General features: G+C 41.5%; 19 protein-coding genes. 4 read left to right on the top strand and 15 right to left on the bottom strand.

Annotation, left to right across the window (positions count from 1 at the left end; genetic code table 11):
• Positions 1-285: 285 nt before the first annotated feature.
• Together WHS63_RS08205 and WHS63_RS08200 are read left to right on the top strand one after the other, a co-directional pair.
• Positions 286-2,850 carry an adenosylcobalamin-dependent ribonucleoside-diphosphate reductase gene (locus WHS63_RS08205; protein WP_445200009.1) on the top strand — a complete coding sequence of 855 codons (2,565 nt, stop codon included), beginning with the start codon at positions 286-288 and terminating at the stop codon, positions 2,848-2,850.
• A 715-nt stretch (positions 2,851-3,565) separates the two neighbouring features.
• Positions 3,566-3,748 carry a hypothetical protein gene (locus tag WHS63_RS08200; RefSeq protein WP_445201108.1) on the top strand — a complete coding sequence of 61 codons (183 nt, stop codon included), beginning with the start codon at positions 3,566-3,568 and terminating at the stop codon, positions 3,746-3,748.
• A gap of 297 nt (positions 3,749-4,045) precedes the next feature.
• Here WHS63_RS08200 and WHS63_RS08195 read toward each other — a convergent pair whose 3' ends face one another.
• Together WHS63_RS08195 and WHS63_RS08190 are read right to left on the bottom strand one after the other, a co-directional pair.
• The gene (locus WHS63_RS08195) at positions 4,046-4,552 is read right to left on the bottom strand and encodes a prolyl-tRNA synthetase associated domain-containing protein (RefSeq protein WP_445198829.1); all 507 of its coding nucleotides are present in this window, start codon (positions 4,550-4,552) and stop codon (positions 4,046-4,048) included.
• 4 nt (positions 4,553-4,556) lie between these two features.
• A complete protein-coding gene (locus WHS63_RS08190; protein WP_445198830.1) occupies positions 4,557-5,063 on the bottom strand; it encodes a plasmid pRiA4b ORF-3 family protein in 507 nt (168 codons plus the stop codon).
• Between the two features lie 232 nt (positions 5,064-5,295).
• Here WHS63_RS08190 and WHS63_RS08185 point away from each other — a divergent pair, with 232 nt between their 5' ends.
• Together WHS63_RS08185 and WHS63_RS08180 are read left to right on the top strand one after the other, a co-directional pair.
• Positions 5,296-6,888: a hypothetical protein gene (locus WHS63_RS08185; RefSeq protein WP_445198831.1), complete on the top strand. Its 1,593-nt coding sequence runs from the start codon at positions 5,296-5,298 to the stop codon at positions 6,886-6,888.
• Positions 6,885-7,805, top strand: coding sequence for a glycosyltransferase family 2 protein (locus WHS63_RS08180; protein ID WP_445198832.1), 921 nt, complete (start codon positions 6,885-6,887; stop codon positions 7,803-7,805). Before WHS63_RS08185 ends, WHS63_RS08180 begins: the two co-directional genes overlap by 4 nt.
• A gap of 65 nt (positions 7,806-7,870) precedes the next feature.
• Here WHS63_RS08180 and galK read toward each other — a convergent pair whose 3' ends face one another.
• The 13 genes from galK to WHS63_RS08115 form a co-directional block, all read right to left on the bottom strand.
• On the bottom strand, positions 7,871-9,022 hold the full coding sequence (gene galK, locus WHS63_RS08175) for a galactokinase (RefSeq protein WP_445204682.1): 1,152 nt from the start codon (positions 9,020-9,022) through the stop codon (positions 7,871-7,873).
• A gap of 4 nt (positions 9,023-9,026) precedes the next feature.
• Positions 9,027-10,979 (bottom strand): glycoside hydrolase family 97 protein, encoded by a 1,953-nt coding sequence (locus WHS63_RS08170; RefSeq protein ID WP_445204681.1) that lies wholly within the window; start codon positions 10,977-10,979, stop codon positions 9,027-9,029.
• 23 nt (positions 10,980-11,002) lie between these two features.
• On the bottom strand, positions 11,003-14,161 hold the full coding sequence (locus tag WHS63_RS08165) for a glycoside hydrolase family 2 TIM barrel-domain containing protein (protein WP_445204680.1): 3,159 nt from the start codon (positions 14,159-14,161) through the stop codon (positions 11,003-11,005).
• 24 nt (positions 14,162-14,185) lie between these two features.
• A complete protein-coding gene (gene omp85 / locus WHS63_RS08160; protein WP_445204679.1) occupies positions 14,186-15,508 on the bottom strand; it encodes an Omp85 family outer membrane protein in 1,323 nt (440 codons plus the stop codon).
• A gap of 160 nt (positions 15,509-15,668) precedes the next feature.
• Positions 15,669-16,775 (bottom strand): helix-turn-helix domain-containing protein, encoded by a 1,107-nt coding sequence (locus tag WHS63_RS08155; protein WP_445204678.1) that lies wholly within the window; start codon positions 16,773-16,775, stop codon positions 15,669-15,671.
• Between the two features lie 105 nt (positions 16,776-16,880).
• Positions 16,881-18,305: a hypothetical protein gene (locus WHS63_RS08150; RefSeq protein ID WP_445204677.1), complete on the bottom strand. Its 1,425-nt coding sequence runs from the start codon at positions 18,303-18,305 to the stop codon at positions 16,881-16,883.
• Between the two features lie 64 nt (positions 18,306-18,369).
• The gene (locus WHS63_RS08145; RefSeq protein ID WP_445204676.1) at positions 18,370-18,765 is read right to left on the bottom strand and encodes a hypothetical protein; all 396 of its coding nucleotides are present in this window, start codon (positions 18,763-18,765) and stop codon (positions 18,370-18,372) included.
• Between the two features lie 7 nt (positions 18,766-18,772).
• Positions 18,773-19,726 carry an alpha/beta fold hydrolase gene (locus tag WHS63_RS08140; RefSeq protein WP_445204675.1) on the bottom strand — a complete coding sequence of 318 codons (954 nt, stop codon included), beginning with the start codon at positions 19,724-19,726 and terminating at the stop codon, positions 18,773-18,775.
• Between the two features lie 10 nt (positions 19,727-19,736).
• Entirely contained in the window at positions 19,737-21,332 is a 1,596-nt protein-coding gene (locus WHS63_RS08135) for a hypothetical protein (RefSeq protein ID WP_445204674.1), read from the bottom strand.
• Between the two features lie 78 nt (positions 21,333-21,410).
• On the bottom strand, positions 21,411-21,917 hold the full coding sequence (locus WHS63_RS08130) for a hypothetical protein (RefSeq protein WP_445204673.1): 507 nt from the start codon (positions 21,915-21,917) through the stop codon (positions 21,411-21,413).
• Between the two features lie 192 nt (positions 21,918-22,109).
• Complete coding sequence (locus WHS63_RS08125) at positions 22,110-23,126, bottom strand: 3-oxoacyl-ACP synthase (protein ID WP_445204672.1); 1,017 nt, start codon at positions 23,124-23,126, stop codon at positions 22,110-22,112.
• Positions 23,127-23,146: 20 nt separating this feature from the next.
• Complete coding sequence (locus WHS63_RS08120) at positions 23,147-24,154, bottom strand: 3-oxoacyl-ACP synthase III family protein (protein WP_445204671.1); 1,008 nt, start codon at positions 24,152-24,154, stop codon at positions 23,147-23,149.
• A gap of 16 nt (positions 24,155-24,170) precedes the next feature.
• Positions 24,171-25,481 carry an acetyl-CoA hydrolase/transferase family protein gene (locus WHS63_RS08115; protein WP_445204670.1) on the bottom strand — a complete coding sequence of 437 codons (1,311 nt, stop codon included), beginning with the start codon at positions 25,479-25,481 and terminating at the stop codon, positions 24,171-24,173.
• Positions 25,482-25,492 lie beyond the last annotated feature (11 nt).

The following is a 25,492-nucleotide window of genomic DNA, read 5'->3' as shown; positions in this document are numbered from 1 at the left end:
TGAGGGCGAAGGCAACTTCGCCCTCTTTTCTTTTCCGCATTTTATCAGGCTCTGCGGTTTAATGTGTTGAGTCTCAGAAACCCTAGTAATTTCAAGTGATTCAATATTTTATCCTGTTAATAACTATGAACGGTTGTTAATATTTACAACCGTTTTTTTTTGGTTCGGGTAAACCCAATTCGATAAATTCGTAATTACATTTTCAAAAACAAAAAATTGCTTAATCAACTCACAGTTAAAGCTGTGACATGGAACTTTTGTCAATAAAGTAAAAAATATATAACCATGAGTAAAGACATTTCCCTGATGGAACAACAAGCAAAGCAAAAGGTAAAGACTTACACCTTTGAGGAGGCCTATGAGGCAAGCATTAAGTATTTCAAAGGCGACGAGATGGCCGCAAAGGTTTGGGTGAGTAAGTACGCCCTTAAGGACTCATTCGGAACAATTTATGAGTTAACCCCCGATGATATGCATTGGCGGCTGGCTCGCGAAATTGCACGCATTGAGCGGAAGTACCCAAACCCCATGAGTGAGGAGGAGGTTTACCACTTGCTTAAGGATTTTAAGTACATAGTTCCCCAGGGTGGGCCAATGACAGGTATTGGAAACAAGTTTCAGATTGCATCGCTATCAAACTGTTTTGTAATTGGTAATAACAATGCCGACTCGTACGGTGGAATAATGAAGGTTGACGAGGAGCAGGTTCAACTCATGAAGCGCCGTGGCGGCGTGGGGCACGACCTTTCCCATATTCGTCCCAAGGGCAGTCCGGTGCTTAATAGTGCACTTACATCAACCGGAGTAGTTCCCTTTATGGAACGTTACTCCAACTCAACCCGCGAGGTGGCTCAGGACGGTCGCCGTGGCGCACTTATGCTGTCAATCTCCATCAAGCATCCCGATGCCGAAAAGTTTATTGATGCCAAAATGGAGCAGGGAAAGATAACTGGTGCCAATGTTTCAGTAAAGATTGACGATGAGTTCATGCGCGCGGCCATTGAGGGGAAACCTTACGTGCAGCAATATCCAATTGACTCATCAAATCCAAAATTCCGTCAGGAAATTAATGCTAGCGAGCTTTGGAAAAAGATTGTACATAACGCTTGGAAATCGGCTGAGCCCGGTATACTTTTCTGGGACACCATTATCAGGGAATCAGTTCCCGATTGCTATGCCGATTTGGGCTACAAAACCGTATCGACCAATCCATGCGGTGAGATTCCCCTTTGCCCATACGATAGCTGCCGCCTACTGGCGCTCAACCTTTATAGCTATGTTGATAATCCATTCTCCCCCCAGGCAACTTTCAACTTTGAGCTTTTCAAGAAGCATGTGCATGCAGCCCAGCGCATGATGGACGATATAATTGACCTTGAGCTCGAAAAAATTGATGCTATACTTGAAAAGATAGCCAATGACCCTGAGGATGATGAAATTAAATCGGTTGAGCGGAACCTATGGCTAAAGATCCGCAGGAAAACCATTGAGGGACGAAGAACTGGCATTGGTATAACCGCTGAGGGCGATATGTTGGCCGCTTTAAACTTACGCTATGGCTCTGACGATGCAATCGATTTTGCGGTTGAGGTTCACAAATCGTTAGCGGTGGAAGCATATCGTTCATCGGTTTACACCGCAAAGGAACGTGGTGCATTCCCAATTTTCAATGCACAGCGCGAGAAGGATAATCCATTCATTAATCGCATTAAAGCGGAAGATGAGGAATTATACAAGGAGATGACTACTTATGGACGTAGAAACATTGCCCTGCTAACCATTGCTCCTACCGGAACCACAAGCCTTATGACTCAAACCACATCGGGTATTGAGCCAGTTTTTATGCCTTACTATAAGCGTCGCCGTAAGGTTAACCCCAACGATAAGAATGTTAAGGTGTCGTTTGTTGATAAGGTAGGCGATTCATGGGAGGAGTTTAATGTATTCCACCATAAATTCCTGGTTTGGATGGAAGTGAATGGATACAACCCCGAAGAGGTAAAGAATTACGACGACGAGCAACTAAGCGAACTGGTTCAGAAATCGCCCTACTATAAGGCAACATCCAACGATGTTGACTGGCTTAGCAAGGTTCGCATGCAAGGGATGATCCAAAAGTGGGTTGACCACTCCATTAGCGTTACAGTTAACCTCCCCGAAGATATTACCGAGGAGATGGTTGCAAAGGTTTACCAAACAGCCTGGGAGAGCGGATGCAAAGGGTGCACTGTTTACCGCGAGGGATCACGCGATGGCGTACTTGTTACCAACAAAAAGGAGAAGGAACAAGCTACATCATCGGCATTCCCAAGCAAGCGTCCGCCAGTACTGGAGTGCGATGTTATCAGGTTTAAAAATAGCCATGAGGATTGGGTTGCATTCGTGGGACTTTACGATGGCCGTCCGTATGAGATTTTTACTGGTAGAACCGAGGATGATGTGCTGCCTATCCCCAAAGCAGTAACAAAGGGTAGGATTATCAAGATAAAGGATGAAAACGGTAGCCGCTACGATTTCCAGTATGTTGATAAGTATGGCTATACTAACACCATTGGTGGTCTTTCGCACATGTTCAACAAGGAGTTTTGGAACTATGCCAAGCTGATATCGGGTGTACTCCGAAACGGAATGCCCATACCCGATGTGGTTAACCTGGTTTCATCGTTAAGGCTCGATAACGAAAGTATTAACTCATGGATTGCTGGTGTTGAACGTTCCTTGCGCCGTTATATACCCGATGGAACAAAGGCAAAACCCGGCAAGAAGTGTCCTGAGTGTGGTTCTGAGTCGCTGATTTACCAGGAGGGTTGTTTGACTTGTAAGAACTGTGGACACTCAAAATGCGGATAGTATTTTATAGAACTATAAAAAACCGCCTGTATAGGCGGTTTTTTTATGGGGTAATGTTTGGATTAAAGCAGTTTACCGTATATACTCTTTCTGGAATTATGTGGGGTGAGCTGATTCAATCATGTACTATACAATAATGGATGTTGGATATTTAGGGATTAGTGTCGCTTAGTTGAAAAAACTCTCTTTGTCATCCTGAGTGTAGCGAAGGAATTCATTATTAGTTTACTGGGTTCAGTGTGCAGTGTACAGTAGGGTTGGTGTTTAGTGTTTAGTGAAAATCTGCGTAAACCACCCTAATCTGTACTATCTGTGTTTTATTGAATTTTCTATCAACTGTAAACCAACAACTAAATAGGTATCACAGAGTTACACGATGTAACACGGTGTTACACAGAGTTTACACGATGTTTCTCAGTGTAAATCTGCCTAGTCCGTGTCATCTGTGTTCCATCTCAGTTTTCACGAACAATGATTCACGAACAACGTACAACGTCCGCTAGCCATGTAATGAAAAATCAACTTAGCCCAGGGTTTTAACCCTGGGTATTGTGGTATTCAAAATATTTGGCGATGCACGCTATGCATTTGCCAAAGAGCAACACCGAATCGTTGCATCGCAAAGGGAAGTCATGGCAAAGAGCTATTTACACGTTCTTTCTTGTCTTGATACAAGAAAGAACCAAAGAAAATCAAGGCTGAAAAGCCCGACCCGATGGGTACCCCGTGGGTGGAACTGCCACGCGATACTATTCGCCACTCCTTCGGAGTGACTCATATGGTATCGCTTACTAGACCCACCGCCACGTTCCACCCCCGACCCATTGCCGGGTCAGGCTTTTATGCCACTGCCTGCTTCATCCGTTCCATTCCCTCTCAGGGAAAAGGGTTGGGGTGAGGTCGTATCCCACGAATAACGAACAACTTATACGAATAGTTTCATTTGTCATCCTGAGTGCAGCGAAGGATCTTTTGAAAAGAGTGCAGTGTACAGTGTGCAGTTTAAAGGGAAAATTGAGAGTAGTGCTTGTTTTTTTTTTCACTATCAACTATCAACCATCAACTGTCAACTCTGCTTGTCATTCCGAGCTAGTCGAGGAATCACATTAAAAAGTGATATAGGTACAAAGAGATGCTTGGGCAGCGCACAGCATGCCAAAGAATTGTCTATCCTGGTATATTTGGGCAAATATAGCTACAGCTCATTTACGTAATCAATAAACTCATACGTATTTCCAACCCAGTTGAGATACCTGAAAAAATCGATGGTTGGAATTACCAGCGATGCAGTATTTAGGTTTGGGTGAAAGCTAAGTCGTTGAGTGTTTTTTAGTTCACTGTCGATAAACAGATGCACATGGCGAGAGGTGTCGTGAAGTAATCCAAAAGGCGATACCGAACCTGGCGTTAACCCCAGGTAGCGTTTCATACGCTCGGACGAGGCAAATGTTAGCTTGCCTTGTTTTAGTAGTTTTTCGAGTTGATGAATGTTCAGCATCTTACGGTATTCCAGAATTACCAGGTAGTGCCTGTTTCCTTTGTGGTTCCTGAAAAAGAGATTTTTGCAGTGCGATGAATTTATCCCTTCCCAGTATTTAGAGGCAATTTCAACAGTGGGAGCCTCAGGATGCTCGTAGTATTCAAATGGAATACTTAATTCGTTTAGCGTTTGGTAAACCAAGGGGTCGCCACGGTACTCCATATGGCTAAAGTACTAGATTTTTAAAGTTAAGGTTTACCTGTTCGCAATTGAACTCGTTAGGGTTGTAATTTTCTCCAAGCCAGTCGGCAATTAGAGGGTATTGTCTATCGCCCTTATTATGTTTTGCAAGGAGTTCAAGTACTTCACAGTAATTAATTATACCCCCAGAATCCTCGGGTGGCGATTTGCCCTGCCCTTGAAGGCAAACGGGTTTTTTGCTTAGCTCACCTGAATTTGTAGCAAGAAGCGAAATTGATATTGTCCAAAAATCGGCCAGATCATAAACATAGATAAGGCTCTCCCATTTGTTCAATGCATTACCCAATAAAATTTCTTCCTCATTCTTGAGTATTGACTTATCGGCATTGTAAAAATGTGAGTGCATATTACTCCACTCAAAGGCTGCTTGTATTACCTCATGAAATAGTTGTAGGTTGATATTTTCATCAACCCTAATAATTCTGAATATCTCGGGCTTTGAGTTTACTATGCTTAACTTTACGTCAATCATTTTGAGGAGTTTGGCTTATTGTCACCAAATATAAACATTTTTTGCAAGCGTAAGGATTACTATGGAAGATTTAAGTTATAAACAAAGCGTTTTTTGGGTTAAGCATATCATAGGTTTAATTTCCAGTTAGAATGAAATAAATTAGCGAAATATAAAAAATAACCCAAAAGGTCTTTCTTTTTGATAAAGTTTAATAATTTTGGATAAAACGAGAACGCTTTAATAGTAATATATGATTAGATTCCTAAAGGATATTAATTTGAGGTTAAAATTATTGTTAGTATTGATAGTTTTAACTTTTTTATATGGTTTCTATATTGATTTTTTTGAAGGGCCTAAGCCTATACATGAGTGGCGCAAAGCAGATTGTTTGTCAATTACCTATAATTACATGAAGGGTGAGCCTTTTTTTGAACCGAAAACAAATCTTATTTTAGAAAACGGTAACAGGAATGCGGTGTCTGAATTTCCAATTATATATTTTTTGATGGGGAAACTATGGTCTGTAATAGGGCAAAATGAGTTTTTGTATCGTTTATTAAGTTTTGTTCTTCTTTTGTTAGGAATTATTTTATTTGCGACAGTAGTACAGTATTATCTAAAATCACAAAAATATACAATTATATATAGCGTTTTTATGTTTTCATCGCCAATTCTTATTGGATATGCCCACAATTTTATCCCTAATCCAATTTCATTTGCTTTAAATTTGATTGCTGGCTTTTTTGTATTTCAATTTTTACAAAATAATAAATTATATGGATTAATAGGCTTCTTTGTTTTTAGTACTTTAGCAATACTTATCAAGATAACAAGCATATTGGTTTTTATGTCCTTTATTGGAGCATTTATTTTTTATGAACTTTTTGATAATAACTACTTTTGGAGAAAATATAAAATAAAAATATCATTACTTTCAGGCTCATTCATTCTTACTTTAGCATTAGTAGCTGCATGGTATTATTATGCAATTTATTATAATACTAAGTATGATTCTCACTTATTTTCAACAACAATTCGTCCAATATGGGAAATACCTGCTGAAAAGCGAAATGAAATTTTTTGGCATATAATAAATACAATGATAAATTATGCGTATCACAGAGTTATTGTTTTTGCGCTTATAATTTTTGGTGTTGTTGCACTATTTTCTAGGTCAATTAACGCTTTTCTTAAATGGTTAATAGTTATGTCTATAGGTGCCTTATTTTCATACCTCATTCTTTGGTATTGGGTTTTTGATGTTCATGACTACTATTTAATAGAGATACTTTTTGTATTTAATGTTTTGTTTTTTATCTTTCTTTATAAAATTAATTCGTTTTTTAGTTTCCTAGATTTAAAAAAGATTAATCTAGCATTATATTTTTTTATAATTTTTGTAGTTCTCCATGCATACACATGCAGTTGGGTTCGCTTTTCAGCAAATCCAAAATTGATTGTAAATAATATTTTTCTTAAAAAAAGAGATATTGATACATGGCGCTGGTTTAATTATGACTATGGGATTAATTTAAAAACCCTTCAAAGCAAATCTGATGAGATAAAAAAAATTATTCAACCATCTGATACCATTTTATGCCTACGTGATTATTCTCCTAATGTACATTTATATACCCTTGGAAGAATTGGATATTCAAAATTTCTATATAATGGATTTTCCGATAGGGAAGCTATTGTTGATGCATATAAAAGGGGTGCACGATATGTTGTGTTTTTAGGTAGTGAGGAGGAGCGGGCTAAAATACCTTATTCAGATTATGTTGCCTACCAATACGAAAGAATTTATATTTTTGATCTTAAACCCTATAAGAAAATACAATGAAAATAAGTGTAGTACTGCCTTGTTATAACGAGGAAGGTAATATAAAATTACTATATAGTGAATTGAGGAGTGTTCTTACAGATAAGTATGAGTATGAAATCATTTTTGTTGATGATGGGAGTGTGGATGGCACTCTCTCAACAATTAAAGAAATTGCAATGGATGATAGAAAGGTAAAAGGTATATCTCTTTCAAGAAACTTTGGGCATCAATCTGCAATTATTGCTGGGATGAATAGTGCTTCGGGCGACTATATAATTACTATGGATGCAGATATGCAGCACCCGCCAACTTTAATCCCAACATTAATTAACAAAGCAAATGAAGGTTATGATATTGTACTTACAATTAGAAAAAGTACTGTTGATGCAAAATTTATTAAAAGAATAACATCGCATTTATTCTATCGTTTTTTTAATTATCTCTCTGATATTCCATTAAAAGAAGGGAGTGCCGATTTTCGCTTGATGACACGAAATGCCGCTAATGTTTTCTTAGGTTTGCCTGAAAAAGTACGTTTTAATCGGGGTTTAATCAATTGGATGGGTTTTAAAACAGCTTTTGTTGAGTATCATTCTCCCAGGCGCATTTCTGGAAAATCTAAATATACATTTATTCGGATGATAAAGTTTGCAATTGCTGGTATACTTTCTTTCTCATCTAAACCTTTAAAAATTCCCTTTATATTAGGGCTTTTATCATTCATTTTTGGATTGGGTTACTCAATATATGTTTTAGTTCAATTTATTAATGGCATGACTATCCCAGGATGGGCTTCTACTATAATTCTTATACTCATGCTAGGTGGCGCTCAGATGTTAAGTCTTGGAATAGTTGGGCTTTACATAGCAAGAATATTTGAAGAAACCAAGCAACGTCCTATTTATATCATTAAAGAGCGAATTAACATTGAATAATTAAAAAACAAAAAGGCTATCCGAAAAAGGATAGCCTTTAAGTGGGAGTAAAGCTGACCTAACCTTTAGTATACCAAAAGCTCTGCTCCGTTACTAATCACACAGGTAATAATTTGAGGAATTTTACCATCGGGTGTTTTGTAGTTTTCTTTTACACATTTTGTAAACTCATCAATATGGGCGTTTTTAACCACATTTATTGTGCAACCCCCAAAACCCCCGCCCATCATTCGTGAGCCAACCACATAATCGAGTTTTTCAGTTAACTCAACGAGCTTGTCAAGCTCTGGACAGCTAACCTCATACATGTCACGGAGTCCGTAATGCGACTGGTACATTAACTTTCCGAACGATTCAAAGTCCTTTTGGGTTAGTGCTTTACCAGCATTAACCACGCGCTGATTTTCCTCAACCACATACAAACACCTTTCCCACACCTTACTGCTAAACTCTCTTTTATGGTTGTTTAAATCATTGATTGTTACATCGCGTAGCGATTGTATTGAATTATTGTACTTTTTAAGGATATCAACTCCGGCTTGGCACTCCTGCCTGCGTTTATTGTACTCCGACGAAGCTAGCGAGTGCTTTACCCCGGTATTAACCAAAATGATGGAATGGTTATCCATATTGAGTTCAAAGGGCTCAAACTCAAGGCTACGGCAGTCGAGCTGAAGTACATGGTTTTGCTTGCCATGCAGCGATGCAAACTGATCCATTATGCCGCATTTTACCCCGGCATACTCATGCTCAGCCCTTTGGGCTATTTGGGCAAGTTGCATGCGCGTAAAACCAAGCCCATAGATATGGTTCAGCGCAAAGGCCAATCCGCTCTCAATTGCTGCCGACGATGACATTCCCGCTCCAATTGGAACATCGCCACCAAAAACACAGTCAAAACCTGGGATATCTTTACCCTCGGCTACCATTTGGGCAATTACTCCTAAAAGGTAGTTTGCCCAGTGCGTATTTGATGGCTCAATCTTGTAAACGGGGGTTGTGTAATCGCGCCTAAAATCGGCAGCGTGGAACCTGTATAAGCCAAGTCCATTTGGTTTTATGGCAAAGTATGCGTAACGGTTTATGGCCGCAGGCATCACAAAACCATTATTGTAGTCGGTGTGTTCGCCTATCAGATTCACCCTGCCGGGAGCTCTAAAAACTAAGGGATCGGAGCCAAAACGATCCTTAAAAGTTGAAACAATCCTTTCTACCATTGGTTTACTCTAGAATTATTACCAATCCACTACGGGGTTTTACCTTAAAGTTCTGTTTATCGTTTTTACAAATATGTTTTGAGCTTAGTACTAATTCGTCATCGGAATTACCTTCAGCAATAATTGTCATTTTATACTCCCTGTCATCGAGGAGGTTAAGGTTTAAGTTAAACTCATGCTCTTGGTTTGCAGTCATACATCCAATATACCACTTATCGCCATGTTTACGGGCAACTGCAATGCTTTCGCCAACTTTGCCTTCAAGGGCAATGGTTTTATCCCATGTAACGGGAACTCCTGATAAAAAGTTCAGAGCAATGCTATCTTTTTGGTAGAGCGTTGGCGAGTCGGCTAGCATTTGAACCCCGCCGTGATAAACTATATACATTGCCATTTGCTGGGCCCTGGTGGTCATGGAGTGGGGGTTCTCCCATGATTTTACGAATTGTTCAGGGGTTACATGTCGCATTGAGCCGGGTGTGTAATCCATTGGGCCAACCACATTCCTAACGAAAGGAATGGTAAGGTTATGAACCGGTGTGCACTTGTCGGAAAATTTGTTGTACTCAAGCCCAAGCACTCCCTCAATATTAACAATGTTTGGGAAAGTGCGATTTATTCCGGTAGGCTTATACATACCGTGTAGGTTTAGTAAAAGGTTGCGCTTGGCACATTCATCGGCTAACTTATTCACAAAATCAACTATTCGTTGGTCAGCGCGGTCGAAAAAGTCTACCTTGATCCCTGCTACTCCCAATTGGCTAAACATGTCGAGGTTAGCTGTAAAGTCTTTTTCAATGGTGTTCCACATGGCCCAAATAAATACCTTAACACCCTTGCTGTTGGCATAGTCAATTATCTCCTTGAGGTCTAGGTTTGGATTAACCTTTTTAAAATTCCAAAGTTTAGCCCACCCATCGTCAATATTGATGTACTCAATGCCGTTATTGGCGGCAAAGTCAACCATATACTTGTAGGTCTGGGTATTTATCTCCGGTTTAAATTCAACGCCTTGTAGGTTCCAGTTATGGTACCAGTCCCAAACCACCTTACCTGGTTTTACCCAACCAAAGTCCATTTTGGGCTCATCGGCCAACAGGTAAACCAAACTATTTTGTAGAATTTCGGCATCGTTTTGTGCCACCATTACCACACGCCAGGGGTATGAACGATTACCATTACTTTTGGCAATATAGTTTTCGGTTTTCTTTACCACCATCCTTGAAATTTGAGGCCACTTGACCAGATGAAGTCTGCCTGGCAATTCCTGTTTTTCCTTCTTAGGATAAAGAGGGAATACCGCTTTTACTGAGTTCCCTGCATCCTTGCGGATGAACATGCCCGGATATTCGAAGAGATTCGATTCCGATATCACAACCAGTTCGCCGCTTGGTGTTTTATACATGAAGGGGGTTAAACCTAGAGTGCCATCGGCTATGGTTTGCATCGATTTTGGCAAGTAATTAACCTCAAATGGAGTAAGGAAACCCTTCACCTCGGGGAAGTAAACAGTTGAACTGTTTGGAATGTTGAATTCACTTGTTTCATTATAAACTATAACCTCCCTGTCAAAAGCTGAAACAACACGCCAAGCAAAACCCTCGTTATAGCAACGGAACTCAACCGAAAGGCCATTACTATAATTCAGCTTTAGCTGGTTGAAATTTTCATCAATCTCCTTTGTAGTACCCCAAAGTAATTTCACAGCTTGGTTTTTGCTATTGAATGTTGCGGTATGCTCCCCAAAAAAATCGCTCTCAGCAAAAGCACTTGTTCTCATTGCTATGCCCGAGGGTTCAACAATTGCATTGCCATTACAGGATAGCGAATAGGTTAACCTATCCTTTAAATCGATATTTGCCACTAAAATGCCATTGGGCGATTTTAAGGTGTAACTTTGCCCAAACATCAATTTTGTAGTAAATATCAGAGCTGTTAGTATTGATATTCTTTTCATTGTGTTGCAGTTATGCATTTTAACTAGTTTTTGGTAACCGGTTTGAGGCTTACCTGAAACTCAAACTTCTTGCCCTTTAAAACATATTCTTCCAGGTAGTTGTAGAAGAAGCTTTCGCTACCAAGTGCATTTTGCGCCAGGTCGATATAAAGATGGTTGACGGGACTTTCAACTAGGTCGGGTGTATGTGTTGCCTTGGTGAGTGTTTCTAACGAGTAGGGGTGTATGCTAAAGCAGAACGATTTCCCGGTTACCTCAATCCCGCTTGTACCGTTGGGGTTTAATATGCTTACTCTGTCCACATCGTAGCGGTTACCGTTTTCCTGAGGCTTTATGTATGGGGTAACCATACTATCAATGGTTTTGCGGTATAATCCCCAATGTGCAGCGTAGCTGCGGTCGCGGTAGTTTTCCTGAGGCCCTCGGCCAAGCCACTCAACCTGCGAGAACTCTTTTGGCAACTCAAGCATAAGGCCAACACGGGGCAGGTTGAATTTTTTGCTACAGGTCAATTTATAGTTAATATCTACAACTCCGTCAGGGTTAATAACATGGGTAATCACAGCATTAAATCTCGATTTATTTCCTTCAAGGGTCTGGCGGGTTAGCACTACTACCCCCTTGCCGGTTCTGGAAATTGTAACCTTCGATTTCTTAATAATCAAATTGTCTAACCCATACTTTTGCCAAAGTTTTCCGTGGAACGAGAAACGAGGGTCGGGGTTGAATCCCGTGCCAATATCGTTACTTGTTGGGGCTCGCCAAAGGTTAACCCTTGGACCGTTCTGGACAACCATTTCGCCATTCGATTTCCATTGTGAAATTGTTCCGGTAGTTTTGTCGAATTCAATGCTAAAAGCCTCGCCACTAACAGTCCACGTATCTGCATTTTCGGTTACATTCAAATTACCGCTAGTGGCAGCAATAGTGGTGGGTTTTTGAACCAGCCAGGGCATTTCGTATTGGTATATTGCCACCTCAAAGCCCTTTTTAGCCCATGGCTCATCGTTTGCCAGTTGAACCGATAGGTTAAGATGGTAACGTTTGCCCGGGTTGATTTGAGGGAGCGTGTATGGAATTGTTACTGAGCCCTCTCCATTTGGCTTAACATCGGGTAACGGCAGTTCCCCTTTTTGAACGGTAATGCCGTCTTCAGAAATGCTCCATGTTAGGTTAAAGCTTTTTAGGTTCAGGAAGGCATATGTATTCTTAAGGTTAACGGTTTTGCGTTCAAAATCAATCCCTGTAAATTTAATGTACTGTTGTACCTTTTTAATTTCGGCCATGGCAGGTTTAAGGGAACGGTCGGGAAAAGTAACGCCGTTCAGGCAAAAGTCCTTATCGTTGGGTTTGTCGCCAAAATCGCCTCCGTAGGCGTAGAATGGTTTGCCGTTAGGTGTATGTTTAATCAGACCTTGGTCAGTCCAGTCCCATATATAGCCCCCAACCATTCGTGGGTGGCTCTCGAATAAGTCCCAGTACTCCTTGAAATGGCCATTGCTGTTGCCCATGGCGTGCGAGTACTCACATATAAGTATAGGGCGTTCCTTTTTGTCGAGTTTAGCCATCTCCTTCAGCCTATCCAGGGTGGGGTACATACCAGCATTAAAGTCGTACTCTGTAAGGGCTTTTGACCATTGTAAGGCCGATATCATTCGCCTTAACTTTTCAAAGGCACCCACACCATCGAAGCTAAGGGGGCGTTTAAGAGCTTTGCTTTCATAATGTATAGGCCTTTTTACAGCATCAATTTTTCTGATGGTATCGGCCATGGCAACCATGTTTGGTCCATCGCCCGACTCGTTTCCTAGCGACCATATTATTACCGATGGATGGTTGCGGTCACGCATTACCATGCTAACACCCCGGTCAACAATAGCATCCTTCCATTCGGGGTAAAGCACTGGCGATTGATTACGGTACTGCCATAGGTAGTGCGATTCAACATTGGCTTCGTCCATTACGTAGAGCCCATACCTGTCGCATAGCTCATAAAAATATGGGTGATGCGGATAATGGGCTGTACGAACTGCATTGAAGTTGTTCTGTTTCATCAGGACAACATCTTTCTCCATGAGCTCATACGAAACCGTACGAGCGTTGTAGGGGTCGAACTCGTGTCGGTTTACTCCCTTTATTTTTATTGGTTGTCCGTTAACTAGTAGCTGTCCGTTTTCTACTTTAACATCCCTGAACCCAACCAGCTGCTGGTAGTATCTACCCTCAATCTCAACAATAAGTTGATAAAGTTTAGGTGTCTCGGCACTCCAAAGCTGTGGGTTTTTCACTATCTCATCAACTTTAAAAGTGGCTATCCCACTGCTCATTTTGGGTTGAACCGTTTTTTCAAACACTGCAATACCATTACTATCAAAAAGTGAAAGGCTGATGTTGGGTAGTTGGCTCGTTGTATTTGTTAGTACCCCGCTAACTGAAAGGATGGCCTCAGTATAGCTTTTACTGAATGAAGTGTTAACCTCAATATCCCAGAGTGCATTTTGAGGGTGAGCGTAAACAAATACATCGCGAAAAATTCCGCCTAATCGCCAGAAATCCTGATCTTCCAGGTAACTTCCATCGGACCAGTTGATTACCCTTGCTGCCAAAAGATTCTGGCCAGCGGTAATGTAAGGTGTAATGTCGAACTCGGAGGAGGTCATGCTTCCCTGTGAGTAGCCAACGTAATGGCCATTTATCCATAGGTCAATTGCCGATTGTACCCCAGCAAAGTGAATTATTACCCTACTTCCATTCCAATTATCAGGGATCCGGAAGGTGTGGCGGTAAAGCCCGGTCTCGTTTCCTTCGTTTGGAACAAAGGGTGGATTAGCTGGGAATGGGTGTATCTGGTTTGAGTAAATTGGGGTACCAAATCCCTTAGCTTGCCAGTTTGATGGAACAGGAATGGTGCTCCATTCGCTATCGGTAAATTCTACATTTGAGAAGTTTTCGGGAGTATTCAACGGATTGTTTATCAGCATAAATTTCCAATCCCCATTCAGGGATTGCACAAACTCAGAATTGAAAATGTAGGAAATAATGCTTGGCTTTTCAGGAAATGGGACCAGTAGAGTGTGTGAGGGCAGCCTGTTTATGGCAAAAACCTTTGGGTCTTGCCAATTCTGCGCTTGCAGCATAGTGCTGCAAACGCAGAGTATTATGAAAAGTGCTTTTCGCATCATCATTTAGCAGTTTTTCTATTGAATCTAGAACAGATAACCAACCAAAACGTACAATCCCGATGAACCGTAATTTTTGTTCATGGCCATGCCATAATCGGCCGATACCACAAAGTTTTCGTTCATTACGATTTTTAAACCAGCACCAAATGTGGTATATAAATCTTTATAGCTGTTTGAAAACAGTTGGTTGCGTTGGGCAACAGGAACATTTGTTAGGTCCAGTTCGTAACCTTTCAATACCTTGCCGGCATCGGCAAAAAGGTTAAAGCCTAAGTAAAAGTTTTGCCCAATGGCATGGAAGCGGTATGCCTTCCAACGAAGCTCAAAATTACCGATAGCTGTTTGCTGACCAACAACCCTGTTCATCAAAACACCCCTAACGGTTTGAGCGCCACCAAAACCTTCGTAGTAGTTGCTGGTGGTTAGGTGCTGACGGGCGTAAAAAGGCACTTTGCCAAGGTTCCCTTCGTACCAAAGTCTATATGCAAACGATAGTTTTTCCTTTACAAGCGTTAGGTATTGGCGATGGATTAACGATACTCGTCCGTAGTTATCGTTATTGCCAATGAACTTGGGCGATGCCCTAAAAAGTAGTTCTGTCCATACCCCTTTCATCGGGTTAGTTAAGCGGTCGCGGGTGTCAAAAACCAGCCCAAACTTAACGCTATTATCAAATCCACCATCTTTTTCGTCGGCCGGGATAATTCCCCAGCTAACAAGCTGATCGTATAGAATGGGAACATCAGGGATAAGCTCATCGTCGTCGCGCCCTTTGTTCAGGTGGTCAATATCTACTGTTGCAACATCGTACCAGCCAAGGTCAAAACCTGCAATCCACTTAAATTTGCTGTCGGCTATTCTGTCCTCAAGTAGGAAATCGGCTTTTGCAAGCTTACGGTCGTATTTGTAGAATACTTGAGAAATGAAATCGCCGGTGGCATCGATATTCTCAAAATCGGCGTTGTAAACGGTTTGTGTGCCATTAAAACCATAGAATGGGTATGTCCTGTTCCGGTTAAAGCTTAGGCGACCAATAAAGTGTTTGTTTGGAATAAGTGTGTAGGAATCGAAGTAGGCAATGGCATCCATGCTACCTTTTGTATAGGCCGATAGCTGAAGGTAAAGGTTGTGGTTGAAGTCGGGATACCTGGAGCCGTCGCCAAAGTCGAACGAGTTTACAATTGCTCCGTACAGCAGCCCAAGGTTTGAGTCATAGCCTAATGCCGGTAAAACGCCAACTGTCCAACCGGTTTTTACTTCTTCTTTGGCTTTTTTTTCTTGATTTTCCTGTGCAAACAACGATGTTGCAACTACACATACCAGTAATACAGAAATAACTTTTCTCATAGCTTTAATTTGGTTTTTGGTTTAGGTTTTGGGTAGCTATTTAGAAAAGTGTAGTAAGCTGGTCGTTCAAATAAAAAGTTTGAACAATTTTAAGGTAGACATGTGGTATTAAGCGATTGATATACAGTGATATGAAATTAGTAAAAAGAATCGTTGTCCGTTAAGTACTTTTTTTAGTTGAACTCCTGAACGCCTTTTTGTATTCTGATGGGGTCATGCCGGTTTCCTTCTTGAAAAGGGTGTTAAATGATGTTTTTGAGTTGAAACCCGAATCGTATGCAATTCCCAGAAGTGTTTCGTAATCGAAGGCCGGATTAGTTAACCTCTGCTTGGCCTCCTCAATCCTAAAACTGTTGATGTAGTTGAAAAAGTTTACCCCAAGCTCCTTGTTCAGGTAGTTCGATATTTCCTGGGTGCTTACCTTTAGCTGGTCAGCTAAATCCTGAATGGTTAACTCATTGTTTAGGTATGGTTTGTTTTTAACCATGTGCTCGTAAAGCAAATCGCCAAACTTTTGCAACTTTTTTTCTTGAGCCTCGTCGCTAACCTGGAGTTGTTTAGGCTTTTGGTGCTGATACAATACGGGTTGATGTATACCGTAGTAACTTATTGAAAAGGTAAAAACCAGCAAGCCCAGATGAAAAAGTTCAATGGGATTGAAAGGGAAAATGTTTTGGGTCGAAAAGATTATAAAGGTTATCCCCGAGGCAAAAAAGCCTGATAGAATCCAAATAGCTGTAGTTTTTAGCCAGTTAAGCATGATGGTTTCAGAGCGATACGAGAAATGATCGCCGAGGGTATGGTTGTGCTTACGAATCAGCTTTAGCGAGGCGCGCCAGTAGTAAACAATTACTAACAGGAAAAGTGTGAAGTTTAGAATCGCCAACCAGGTTATTGGCCCCTTACTAAAAAAATTTACCGAGTTAATATCAATGGGCTTGCCCCAAAAAACAGCAATTAATATAAAGAGATATACAGGGATTAGGTGCCTGTGGATATTCCTGATGGTTACAGTTTTTTTTGATGTTAAGAGCTTGGTGTAAAAGAAAAGAAAAGGCCCATAGCTCAAAGGAATAATGATCAGATCGGGGAGCCATGTTAGGTATTTTGCATTAAGCAGGGAGTAAAGCATTTCAATGCCTATAACAATTAACCAAATTACAAGCAATTTATCGGCAGCCCCCTTGTTTGGCTTACGGTAAACCAACAGTGCGGCAAACCATGCCTGAATAAGACCTATGTGATAAATAGGTAATACGTTATTCATGCCAATATTTTTGGATAAATGTATGGAAAAGTTAGGATATATGAAAAACGAATCCTTGCAACTGAGAATTATTGAACCAGAACGGTCTCCCTTAATATAACTGAGCTATATTATCCTATTCTCCCTAATAACATCGTGAACAATATCGGGCAAGTTGCTTTCAATGGTTTTTAAAACCTCTAGAACCCTTTTATGCCGGAACCGATTTTGTCCTATTTCGTTTATATGCTGAATAAATGCTTGCTTTAGCCCTTCGCTATTAATTACCCCTTCCATGTACTCCGATGCTCTATGGTAAAGCTGAATTATAGGCAGGTACTGAGGTGTTTCCTTCATCTGTTTTTCCTTGGGGATTAGCTTGTGCCTGCGGACCAAAGAGATTATTTTTGAGTACTTTTCAGCATGGAATAAAGCATCGATGTATGAGGTAAAAAACAGATGCCACCTAAACTCAAAAATTTCTTTTTTGTAAGCATTTAAAAATCCATCGGCATAATCTATTGCTTTTGCACACTGGTTATTTGCCACCAAGGTTTTAACGTAAAAGCTAACAAACCCTATCCGGTAGTATAGATTTCCAGATTTTTTAAGTTCAGGGAACGATGTAACCATAACCTCCAGGGCTTTTTCGTTTTTTCCCTGCCGGAGCAATACATCGCAAAGGTTAATTAAGTAAAATAGGTAATCACTATTGCGGTAGCGGATTGATAGGAACCCATACTTTTCAGCTTCGTCCAGCTCATTAAGCTTTGAGTGCATCATGGCACGGTTTGCGTAATAGTTTGCCAATATTCTTTTGGAGTAAAACACATCCCTTTTGAACTGGATGTCAAGGTGCTGGTAAACCATACGAAGCTTATCGAACTCCCTATTGGTGTAGTAAAGAATGGTAAGTCTTACCAATGCTCTGTACCGGGTATACCCATCAATGGAGTCGTTATAGTATATATCGGAAAAGAGTTTTTCCCAGGTTTCAAACTCCTCGGCTACCCAAATCTTTTTAAAGATAACCTTTTCGGCAGCCTCGTTCATTTTATTGTTAAGCTGTTGTGAGTTGAAGTAATTTACCTTAAAGCGTTCCAGGTAGCTAGATACTATTGCGTAGTTTCTTGGGCGATTCCGTACTAAAAGGTAGTCGCGGTAGTGTTGCAAAACCCTAAAAAACTTCATGAAGTAGTAGCTGGTAGGCGATACTTCGTCCATCTTTCGTAATAGTTCCACCTCTTGGTCGGATTGGATGGAATCGTTCATTATACTCTTTTCAATCTCACTTAGCCATGCATAAAAAAAATCGACATCAATCTTTTCAAGGTTTTCCTGAATCCAGGTTTTCATGTATGAGTATGTACGCTTATCGATTGATTTGTCGAACGGCAACCGGTTTTCAGGGTTTCTTGTGTTATAGTGGATTAGGTTTAGGATTTTTAAATTTTCATCCTTTTGAAATTGCTGTACTGAGATCAAGTAGTCCAGCTCATGCGGATAAAGTTCCGCACAAAAACTTTCGAAAGCGGCAAGTTTGTTTTTCATTTGATAAACGGTAAGCCGATTGCAATTTAGTAAAAAAGAACCGGCTTTGGGCCGGTTCAAATTATTAAATCTGTTTCAACCAATCAAGGGCATTGCACTCATCGGTAAAAAACCTTGATATAAACTTTTTGGGGTCGCGTTTGGCCATTATGTTTTTCACTGCAAAGGTTATGAAAGGGTCGTTTGGCAGTAATACTGCCGAGCAGCGATATCCAACGGCCTGTGCCTGGGGCAGCCATTCCTCATTTAACCACTTTTGGTCTTCAACAGCAAACACCTTTGCTTCGGTGTTGTCAGTAAGCACCTTGGTTATGTTGTGCTTACGCATGAGTTCAAGAGCAGCATTGCAACCCTTCCTGAATTCATCGCTAGGCGGAAGTCCCAGCCATTTTATTTTCAGGCAAGGCACATCTTCAACAACCTCTATTCTGCAATGTTTCCCAACCTCAATGGCTTCCATTTCTCCTCTACTTTTTTATGAATTCCATTACGTTGGCATTGAAAACTTCAGGCTTTTCGAACATCATGAAATGGCCACATTTAGGAACCATAATTAGCTTACTGTTTGCAATTTTTGATGCTCCGTATTTGGCTATGTCTTTAGTTTTACCCGGGTTAAGGTATCGGTTAGGAATTAAGTTGTCATTTTCACCAAAGAAAATGAGAGTAGGAACCCTAATATCGCTAAGGTAATCAATTACAGGTTCATCAACCATGCCTTTCACAGACTGAGCCACGGCGTAGCAATAACCATCAAAATCGGAAGCTTTTCGCATACGGAGCCTATCGGTAATCATAAACTCAGCTTCTTTGGGTACCCTATAAAAGTTTGTGGCCAGGTTGTTCTGAATTGCTTCAGCGGTGGTTAGCTTCACTCCTTTGGGTGTCATAACATCTCTGAACCACTGCTTTTGCCCAGCTGTAAATCTTTCGAATCCGGCTGGAGCCACCAAAATAAGTCCCTTTACAATTTCAGGGTGAAGTAGGGTGGTAGTAATTGAAATTTGTCCGCCCATTGAATGGCCAGCAAGGTAAACTTTCTGAAGGTTAAGTTCTTTCACTAGTTCCGATACTACTCCGGCATAGTACGACATTAGGCCGCTATGAGGTTCCTTACTTGATTTGCCATACCCAGGGAGGTCAATAGCAATACAGCGGAAATGCTGGCTTAACTCAATAATGTTCCTGCTCCATGAAGGCGAGTAACTTCCTAAGCCGTGAATAAAAATAATAGTCTCATTGCCCTGTCCCATGTCGGCATAGGCTATGGTATGTCCATCGTGGGGCAAATAGACCTTTTTAACCTGAAATGGGTAGTCAAGGTCATCCATTGTTTTCAAATCGCTTAAACCCTTATAGGGTGAGCTGCAGCCCGATGCAATCATGACAGTCAGGAATGCTATTTTAAAATATCGAACCATTGCTATTCAATTAAAACATTAACCATTTAAATACCACAAAAGCAGTCCATGGGTTTGCAGGGCGTTTATCGAGGTCACCGTTTACGGAACTACCATGGGAATTCTCTTTGCTGTCGTAAAAATCGCCTAACATAAGGTAGGCTCCATGAAGTTCAAGACTCATAAATGGGCCAAAATTGTACATAATAGCACCGTTCAACTCAGTTCCCATAAGAAATCCACCATTTTTAGGTTGAACATTGGAAAGTGCAAACGCACCACCCACCTTTGCATTTAGGCGGTTAGGTATTATCCCTTTTGAGAATGATAAGGTGCTGGCAGTTAGCCCATAGCCCATATTGGAAATATCGCATATAGCTGGAGTAAAACGGTTAACCACATTGCCATGAGGCATTAGAATGTACGAACCGCTACTAATGAAAATTGCACCTGGCGAAGCCCACTGATTTCCAGTGATTACACCAGAATATCGTCCGTCCTTTAAGCCGTCGGCATCGCCCGTGGAGTATAGCATATCAAGCGTAATTGCATCGGAAAGGGTTTGCCCGTAACGGTACGATACCCTTAGGTTGGCTGCAAGGCCAAGAAAATCATTAGCCTTAGTCCATTCACTTTGCGATACAGTTTTGTTTAAAAGTGTATCGGCTTTGCCCAGGTTAACGTTTACAAAACCTGTAACCATCCATGGATCCAGCCAATGCTCGGTGTTACGCCCAAAGAATGTGCCTAACCAGTAAATATCGGCTTTGTAGGGTACATCACCATAGCGAAAGAAATATGTACCGTTGTATGAGGAGAGAAGGGAATTTAATCCTTGTCCAAGAATTGAAACACCACCTTTTCCCGATGCTCTATCGCGCAGCCAGTAGGCCGACAACCCCCATTTCCACGCGCGGCTTATATCCTTTTCGCCTGTAAGTTCTAACAGGGAAACGTCGTCGTTTTGTTCGGTGGAATTTTCGTAGAGCTGGTAGTATCCGGCTTTTATTCTTGAAAAGTCCCAATCCTTCCTAACGGAGATACCCACACCATCGGTACCCCAGTAAGCAAGGCGGTAACCTGTGGTGGTCATTTTGTCGAAAACTGTTCGGTATGGGTTATATGGAGTGTCGAAGAGGCGCTGTAAGCCAAGGTTAATATACCAGCCCTTCGACGGATTTAGCTCTATCTCGATATTTTGGGTTTGTAGGTTCACCTGGTCGGCCGAAATGCCCGAACCAAGATTACCACCAACTCCGTAGGCAGCGTCGCCCCATGTCCAATCAATTTCAAACGATGCACGCAGCAATGCTTTACCGTTGAATAGTTTGGGTTGATAAATGAAAAAGGGTATTAACCTTTGTTCAAAATACTTTGAGGTTAGCGAATCGCTGGTGGTGGTTGAGTTACCTCCAAATAAACGGCCCACAACCTGTCCTTTCAGAAATTCGCTCTTTGCATACATGTTGGAAGCCACTCCCTGATTGATAAAGAAGGCAAAAAACTGCAACTCCTTATCGGCTTTTTCAGGTATTTCCCTTGAGAAATACTGATTTGTGGGCACTTGCCCCTGAATGCTCCATGCAAAAAGCATGGTAAGCATAAGACCAACAACTCTTTTTTTCATCGATACCCTTATATGTTCAATGGTTTCTAAAAAAGAAAAAAGGGACTTGCTGCGTTTGCAAGCCCCTTTATGATGAGATTAACGAACAATTTTAATGTATTTCTGAACGTTATTTGTGCCCAAAGCGCCACCACTTGTACTTCCAAATCCACCCTGAGCGGTAGGAGGGGTAACACCTTGCAATTGAGGCTCGGTTTGAGCTACTTCATAGTTCATGGTGTAAGGGGTTTTGGTGGCATCTATTTCAAAAATCCCCTGACTGGTGAGGGCTGTAGGTGAAGTTTGATTTAATGTGATGTTCCAAATGTTACCAAAACCTGACTTGGTTTGTACATAGGTGCCGGTAAGAGTGGTTTTTGCTCCATCGCTGAACGATTCAACCAGGTAGGTATTATCCTTGTTGAACTTGGCATAAATTGAGTCAATTCCAAAGTAAGCAAGTAATGGTGCAACATTTGTACCCGATGAGTACCATTCCCCAACAATCCCTATTTTTTGTGGATCGTTTGAATCATCATCTTCGCTTTTTTCGCAAGCCACAAAGACTACTGAAAGCATCATGGCTAAAACAAGTAACTTTTTCATTTTTGTAAGATTTAGTGTTTGACTTTAAGTTCTGTTTGGTTCATTTATGCTAGCAAGTAACAAAAACTCATTCTATGGGGTCAACATTGCATTAAAATATCTTGGGTTGACATTAAGTTGATGTTACTTTTAAAAGTAGATTAATAATCAGAAAAACAGATACATAACAACATGGGGTGTGGGTTCGACCACCTAACCCCAGCGGATAACATTTGCACCCCAGGCATACCCTATACCGGCAGCAATCATTGAGATAATAGTGCCTTTCTTGATTTTGCCTGCCCTAAGTGCAAGGTGGAGCGATAGGATTTGATCAACTTGTCCCATATGTCCATAGTCTTCAAGGTAAATGGTTTGATCCATGGTTAAACCCAGCTCCTGCACCATACTCTCGTACATCGACCTTTTAAAGTGAAGGCAGGCTAAGTATCCCAACTTATCTTTATCAACGCCGGATTTCTTAAATGCCATATTGATGCAGTGCATCCAGTTGCTCATTGATACTTCGTTAAGCCTCTCCTTCATGTGCTTTTCATCGAATACCCTAAGCGATTTGTAAGCTTGATTAACGTTGTCAGCCGTAATTGGTTTGCAAGTTCCTCCAAACTCCACGCCAACATCGCGGGAAAGTGAGCCGTCGGTCATTATATGCGTGCCCAGCAAAACGTTACACCCATAATTGCGCTTCATGATAAGTGCCCCGGCTCCAGCCGAAAGGTTATACATAAACGATACGGATGGATCCTTAAAGTCAATGAAATCGCCGTTTCTGTACCCACCAACAATCATTACAGTTTTGATATCCTCGTCGGCAAGCATCATGTCCTTGGCAATTTTCATTGCAGCAACAGTTGTGCCGCATCGCTGCTGAACATCTATTGCCCAAGCATTTTTGGCTCCAATTTGTTCCTGTATGTATATGCCCGATGTGGTTAAGGGGTACTCCTTCCATTCCTCACCTATGCATAGTATCAGATCAATGGATTCAGGATCGACTCCAGTATTTATCAAAGCATCTTTAGCAGCCTTGACACCCATTTCCTGCGTTCCATCTTCTGGCCCGGGAACAACAATCGATTTTATTCCTAATTTTTCAACTACCGCTTGTTCACTCCAAACTCCACCGGTTGCTTCAGCAATCGCCCGGGCAGTCAATCTTCCCTTTGGGATATAAATACCTGTTCCAACTATTCCAACATGTGTATTCATTCTTTCAAATAATTTGAAGTTTAGTAGATAAACAAATTACTTCCTACTGCCAGTCCTGCACCCGAGGCAATAAATACAATTTTATTGCCTCGCTTTACTTTGCCCTCGGTAACAGCATGATGAAAAGCCATGGGCACACATCCCGATCCTGTATAGCCGTACCTATCCATGATGCAGGTTGTTTTTTCCATGGGTTGCCCCAGTTCATCCATGACCTTAACTATTACTGACCGGTTTATCTGTGTGAAGATGAAGTGATCCACCTGATTTGCTGTTAGGTTATTGTTACCCAAAAGTTTATGGGCAACCATGGGCCATAGCCTAACGTTTCTGTCGCCAGGTAGTGGTTTTAGGTTCTGAAGCCCGTACTCCTTGGCATCAATTTTCTGATGTGTTACTGGGTTACGACTTCCGCCGGAGTATATGCCAATAAAATCCCACTGTGTGCCATCGGCCAGGTGTTGTCCTGCAATATAGGCCGACTTTCCACTGGTATCCTTCTCCAGTATGAAGGCTCCGGCTCCATCGGCAAAAATTGAGTATCCAAAACCATCGTCGGGGCGTACAAATGCAGGCATGTTGTATACCCCAATAACCAATGCATACTCAATGTTTGATGAATTACTAAGTGTCTTAGCTGCCGTGTCGAATGCTATAGTGAAGCTAGCGCACGAAGCATTTATATCAAAAGCGGTTGACCAGCACTCCTTTCCCTGTAAGCGTCCTTGAACCACAATTGCAGTTGCTGGCGAAATAAATTCTGGAGTATCGGTTGCTACTATAATTAGTCCTATATCATCGGCTTTAATTCCTGCCTGTTCAATAGCGTTTTGAGCCGCTTTTGTTGCAAAATCGGCTGTGGTTTCGTTTAATCCTCTTAGGTGAGCTATGTGCCGTTTGTAAATTCCAATTTTTTGTTCTGTCTTCTCGGCATCAAAATCGATATTGGCTATTATTTTGAGTTCCCTGTTATCGATGGCCTCGCCCGGGGCATAAATACCGGTTGCTTTTATTCGTACTGGAATCATAATGTAAAGCGAATTATTAAATGTAACCCATTTGCATTGCTTTTTCGGTGAGCTCATCGCGGAACTTGGGATGAGCAATGGAAATTAGCGCTTTTGTACGCTCTTTTACGGTTAATCCGGTAAGCCGTGCATATCCCCATTCCGTAACAATGTAATCGGTGTGGCTCCGGTGAAGGGTAACGGCAGTGCCCTCGGGTAGCACGGGTACAATTGTCGATATTTCACCATTGCGGGCAGTTGAACGGCATGCAATAATTGATTTGCCTAACCCATCGAACCCCTCAATGGCACCCTCGGCTGTATCGGTTTGCCCACCAGTACCAGAGTACTGGTTAATACCTATCGATTCGCTGGCCACCTGTCCTGTAAAATCGACCATGATGCAAGTATTGATTGAAACCATTTTGGAATTCTTGCGGATGACGCAAGGGTCATTAACGTACCGCCCCCTCAGGAATTCAACCGAAGGGTTATTATCGAGCCATCGGTATAGTTTTTCCGAACCCATGGCAAACGTACAAATGAATTTGCCGTTATGCAGTGCTTTCTTTTTGTTTGTGATAACACCAAGCTCATAGAGTTCCATCATTGAGTCAACCATCATCTCCGTGTGTACGCCAAGATCTTTTTTGTTGCGCAACGATAAAGCGGCAGCGTTAGGGATTTCGCCAATTCCAAGCTGAATGGTTGAGCCGTCGTCAACCAGTTCGGCTATGTGCTCTCCAATTCGCATGGCTTCCTCATCGGGTTGGGGCGAAGGGAGCGTTGGTGGCACCTGCGAGTACTCAACAAAGTAATCAACATCGGTGATGTGAACATGAGTATCGCCAAAAGTACGGGGCAGATGGTCGTTAACCTCAAGTACAACAATCTCTGCTGCTTCAAGTATGTCTTTTTCGTAAGTAACCCCAAGGGAGAGCGATACAAACCCTTTCTCATCGGGAGGAGTGCAAGTTCCGACAAACATGTGTGGCTTGCGAACTTTCAACCTATCGGTTGCTGCCCGGTGAAGCATGTTGGGAACATAGGTTACAGTGCCTGTTTTCTCCTTTATTGCCTGCCTTGACCCGGGTGCATGAAACCAGCTGCAAAGCTCAAAGTGACCCTTCATCTCTGGTTTCATGTAAAAGTCGTAAGGTTTCATGGTTAGAACGGAGAATACCTTAACGTCTTTCACCCTATCCTTGGCTAAATGGAACTTGCTCATGCAACCCTGTGGTTCCGAAGCACACTGGGCAACAATAATATCGCTATCGCTTTTTATCAAATCAGCCACCTGTTCAATGCTGATTAGTTTACTTTTATACAGATCGTTAAACTTGCTCATATCAACTCCGT

Source organism: Tenuifilum sp., assembly GCF_037481895.1.
In the GTDB taxonomy this organism is placed as follows: domain Bacteria; phylum Bacteroidota; class Bacteroidia; order Bacteroidales; family Tenuifilaceae; genus Tenuifilum; species Tenuifilum osseticum.
The sequence above is the reverse complement of the archived record's forward strand: the minus strand, read 5'-3'. Positions and strand labels throughout refer to the sequence as shown.